Consider the following 2,504-nt stretch of genomic DNA (forward strand, 5'->3'; position numbering starts at 1 on the left):
GGGCGCTCGCCACGCTCGGGCCGCTCGCGGCGCTCGAAACGCTCGCCCTGCGGCGGACGCGGACGGTCCGGGGCCAGCAGCAGCGGCGTCTCGCCCTGCAGCAGGCGCGCCAGCGCCGCGGCCACTTCCACCATCGGCACGTTCTTCTCGGCCTCGAACTTCTGCAGCAAATCGCGGTACATGTCGATGCCGCCGGCGGCGATGGTCTCGCTGATCTTCTCCATGAAGCGGCTCACGCGCTGGTCGTTGACCGCGTCGACGCTGGGCAGCTGCATTTCCTCGATCGGCTGGCGGGTGGCGCGCTCGATCGCGCGCAGCATGCCGCGCTCGCGCGGGCTGACGAACAGGATCGCTTCGCCGCTGCGCCCGGCGCGGCCGGTGCGGCCGATACGGTGCACGTAGCTTTCGGTGTCGTAGGGGATGTCGTAGTTCAGCACGTGGCTGATCCGCTCCACGTCCAGGCCGCGCGCGGCCACGTCGGTGGCGACCAGGACGTCGAGCTTGCCGTCCTTGAGCTGCTGGATCACCCGCTCGCGCTGCGCCTGCTGGATGTCGCCGTTGATCGCCGCCGCGGCCAGGCCGCGCGCCTGCAGCTTCTGCGCCAGCTCGTCGGTGCCGGCCTTGGTGCGGGCGAAGATGATCATCGCGTCGAACGGTTCGACCTCCAGGATCCGGGTCAGCGCGTCGAGCTTGTGCAGCCCGCTCACCGCCCAGTAGCGCTGGCGGATGTTGGCCGAGGTGGTGGTCTTGGAGGCGATGATCACCTCGGCCGGGTCGTTCAGATAGGTCTGCGCGATGCGCTTGATCGCCGGCGGCATGGTCGCCGAGAACAGCGCCACCTGGCGCGATTCCGGCAGCTTCTTCAGCACTGCCTCGACGTCGTCGATGAAGCCCATGCGCAGCATCTCGTCGGCCTCGTCGAGCACCAGCGTCTTCAGCTCGGACAGGTCCAGGGTGCCGCGGTCCAGGTGATCGATCACCCGCCCAGGGGTGCCCACCACCACGTGCACGCCGCGCTTGAGCGCCGACAGCTGCTGCACGTAGGGCTGGCCGCCGTACACCGGCAGCACCTGGAAGCCGGGGATCGCCGCGGCGTAGCGGTGGAACGCCTCGGCCACCTGGATCGCCAGTTCGCGGGTGGGCGCCAGCACCAGCGCCTGCGGCTTGCGCTGGGCGAAATCCAGCCGCGACAGGATCGGCAGCGCGAACGCGGCGGTCTTGCCGGTGCCGGTCTGCGCCTGGCCGAGCAGGTCGCGGCCGGTCAGCAGCGCCGGGATGGTGGCGGCCTGGATCGGCGACGGCGACTCGTAGCCGACGTCGGCGACCGCCTTCATCACAGCAGGGGAGAGGCCGAGATCTGCGAACAGCAGCGGCGCGGGGGTATCTTGGGACATGGGAGACTCCGGGGGCGCCGCAGAGAACCGGCAGGCGCAAAGAAGCCCCTATTGTGCGCCCTGCCGGGCCGCATGTCGAAAGCAGGTGAACGACACCGTTCAGGCGTGACCCTCTCCGCACTGCCGGACGCCGGCCACCGCGGCCGCCTCCAGCAGGCGCGGCGCCGCGGGCTGCGGCAGCGGCGACAGCCCCCAGCCGCCGACATGGCGGGCGTTTTGCCCGCGAATGACCGACAATGGGCGCCGATTTCCGAGCAAGCCCCCAATGCAGACCATCGATCTCCAGCTAGAAAGCGACTACGTGGAACTCAAGCACCTGTTGAAACTGACCGGCCTGTGCGACAGCGGCGGTGCGGCCAAGGCCGTGATCAGCGAAGGCCAGGTGCGCGTGGATGGCGAGGTCGAACTGCGCAAGGCCTGCAAGGTGCGCGCGGGCCAGGTGGTACAGCTGGGCGACGTGCAGGTGCAGGTGCTCGGCAAGGCATGACCGCCATCGGCGCCCCTGGCCTGCCACTCGCCGGCCGGTGGCGCCGGACAGCGCGGATCCCCGCACGATGCTGATCACGCTAGGCATCCGCAACATCGCGCCGTCTGCGGAAGATCCGCACCACGACGTGTACATCGCGCAGCTCGACCCCGACGCAGCGCAGCCGTTCCGCCTGGGCCAGTCCATCCGCGGCGGCCACGCGGAGCGCGGCGGTTCCATCTCCCTGGCGCTGGACGAACTGGAGGGCTGGACCGGCGACTGGCGCCAGCACCTGCGCCACGCCGGCTGCGCCTGGGCCATCGCGCCGATCGAAGCGGCGCAGCGCAGCGGCGACCTGCAGAGCGCCCTCGACGCGCTGGTCGCCGGTGCGGAACAGCGGCGCGCCGACGCCAGCTAGCTGCCGCTGAGATCGGGATTCGGGATTCGGGATTCGGAATTGAAAGCAAGCCGCGCCGAGCACCGATAGACACGCACGCATGCATCGGCACGACCGCCGCCTCAGCGCGCCATGGCCGCCACGCGCTGGGTCAGGTGCGCCGCGATGGCACGCTTGAACGGCGCGACCCGGTCGGCCACGCGCAGCGCGGCGCTGCGCAGGGCGCGCGCCGGCAGGCGATCGTCGG

General features: G+C 70.8%; 3 protein-coding genes and 1 pseudogene. 2 read left to right on the forward strand and 2 right to left on the reverse strand.

The annotated features are described in order from the left end of the window. Positions 1-1,394 (reverse strand): DEAD/DEAH box helicase (locus D588_RS0112870; RefSeq protein ID WP_043084755.1); only part of this gene is annotated, 1,394 nt, incomplete at its 3' end. Between the two features lie 265 nt (positions 1,395-1,659). Here D588_RS0112870 and D588_RS0112875 point away from each other — a divergent pair. Both D588_RS0112875 and D588_RS0112880 read left to right on the forward strand, forming a co-directional pair. Next, positions 1,660-1,881: an RNA-binding S4 domain-containing protein gene (locus D588_RS0112875; RefSeq protein WP_017909138.1), complete on the forward strand. Its 222-nt coding sequence runs from the start codon at positions 1,660-1,662 to the stop codon at positions 1,879-1,881. 67 nt (positions 1,882-1,948) lie between these two features. Beyond that, the gene (locus D588_RS0112880; protein WP_017916269.1) at positions 1,949-2,278 is read left to right on the forward strand and encodes a hypothetical protein; all 330 of its coding nucleotides are present in this window, start codon (positions 1,949-1,951) and stop codon (positions 2,276-2,278) included. 101 nt (positions 2,279-2,379) lie between these two features. On the opposite strand, the pseudogene D588_RS27280 reads toward D588_RS0112880, so the two are convergent. Beyond that, positions 2,380-2,504, reverse strand: a pseudogene (locus D588_RS27280) (FAD-dependent hydroxylase); the annotation flags it as partial.

It is taken from the genome of Xanthomonas sp. SHU 308, from assembly GCF_000364645.1.
Classification (GTDB): Bacteria; Pseudomonadota; Gammaproteobacteria; order Xanthomonadales; family Xanthomonadaceae; genus Xanthomonas_A; species Xanthomonas_A sontii.